Origin of the sequence: Arthrobacter sp. NPDC056493 (genome assembly GCF_042795115.1) — a bacterium.
Lineage (GTDB): Bacteria > Actinomycetota > Actinomycetes > Actinomycetales > Micrococcaceae > Arthrobacter.
Genome location: NZ_JBHTSL010000130.1, coordinates 1 through 1350 on the forward strand (window position 1 = coordinate 1; position 1350 = coordinate 1350).

A 1350-nucleotide genomic window follows, 5' to 3' on the forward strand; every position below is an offset into this window, starting at 1 on the left:
GCCTAACCGAATTTAAGTATTGCGCCGGGGGGGGCTCCCCCCCCCGTCCGTCCGCTTCCCTTTTATTTGGCTCTTGTCAGCGCAACCGGTGCGTGAGTATGGTGCGGCCAGCCGGACTTTCGGCCGCGCGGACGTTTGGCAGCATAATCCACTCCAACCTGCCTCTAAGGGAGAACCTGATGTTAGGCACTAGAAGCCGCCTCGCCGCCGTCGCACTCGCCGCCGGCCTCATGGGCATCGCCGCCCCCGCCCACGCAGCCCCCGCGACGCTGGTCAGCGCGGGGCCCGGAATCCTCGTCGCCGACGGCGCCGCCGTCGATATTCCAATCACCTTCGTCTGCGACACCGGCCCCACCCTGACTACCGCCATACCCGTCATCCAGCTCACCCAAAGGGTCAGCGACGGACGGATCGCCGGCGGCATCGGAAACGACCAGCTGAGCTGCACCCGGAAAGCCCAGACCGTCACCATCCGGGTGGTTCCCAACGTGATGGCGTTCAACGAGGGCACGGCCGCGGCCACCATCGTGCTGCAAAGCTGCGACGTGCAGTTCCAGTGCTCCGCCGAAATCATCAACACCGAAGTGGAACTCGCCAAGGGCGCGGGGAACGGGATCCAGCCCCAGAGGTAGGGTCAGGAACGTTCCAGCTCGCGGACGATGCCGTCTACGAGCGCTGCCGGATCGCCGAGGATATCCACGGGAATATGCGCCTCATCGGTTCCCAACGGCTCCAGCGTCGCAAGCTGCGAGGCCAGGAGGCTGCTGGGCATGTATTCGTGCGCCCTGCCGCTGATCCGGCCCGAAATGGTGGCTTCCGCGCCGGAAAGGTGGACGAACACCAGGCCGGGAACGAAGCTGCGCAGCAGGTCGCGGTAGCTCCGCTTGAGCGCCGAGCAGGCGATGATATTCGAGCGGGCTGCATCGGATGGCGTTGCCAGCGCGGCACCGATCTCTGCGAGCCACGGTGCCCTGTCCTCGTCATTCAAGGGTGTGCCGCTTGCCATCTTGGCCTTGTTGGCGGCCGGATGGAAGTCGTCCCCGTCGAAGAACGGCACGCCAAGCCGCTCGCCCAGCAGCGCGCCGACGGTCGATTTTCCGCAGCCGGAGACACCCATGACAACCAGGGGCGGCAGCTTCGTGATCATGATGCTTCCCCGAAGTTGAGGAGGACTTTGCCGGATTGGGCGGAGTCGCGGGCGGTTTCGAACGCGTTGAGGGCGTCGGTCACGGGGTAGTCGTGGGTGATGACGGGCCCGATGTGCAGGGTGCCGTCGGCGAGGGCGGTGATGACCTCGTCGATTTCGTCGTTGAACCGGAACGAACCTTTCAGGTCCAGTTCCCGGGTGAT

General features: G+C 65.3%; 2 protein-coding genes and 1 pseudogene. 1 reads left to right on the top strand and 2 read right to left on the bottom strand.

Going from position 1 to position 1350, the window contains the following annotated elements; genetic code table 11:
* Positions 1 to 179 precede the first annotated feature (179 nt).
* Positions 180 to 632: a hypothetical protein gene (locus tag ACFQ50_RS24535; protein WP_377998230.1), complete on the top strand. Its 453-nt coding sequence runs from the start codon at positions 180 to 182 to the stop codon at positions 630 to 632.
* Between the two features lie 2 nt (positions 633 to 634).
* Here the strand turns inward: ACFQ50_RS24535 and ACFQ50_RS24540 are convergent, their stop codons facing one another.
* Positions 635 to 1147 carry a gluconokinase gene (locus ACFQ50_RS24540; protein ID WP_377998231.1) on the bottom strand — a complete coding sequence of 171 codons (513 nt, stop codon included), beginning with the start codon at positions 1145 to 1147 and terminating at the stop codon, positions 635 to 637.
* Positions 1144 to 1350, bottom strand: a pseudogene (locus ACFQ50_RS24545) (L-idonate 5-dehydrogenase); the annotation flags it as partial. The gene ACFQ50_RS24540 and the pseudogene ACFQ50_RS24545, both read right to left, overlap by 4 nt.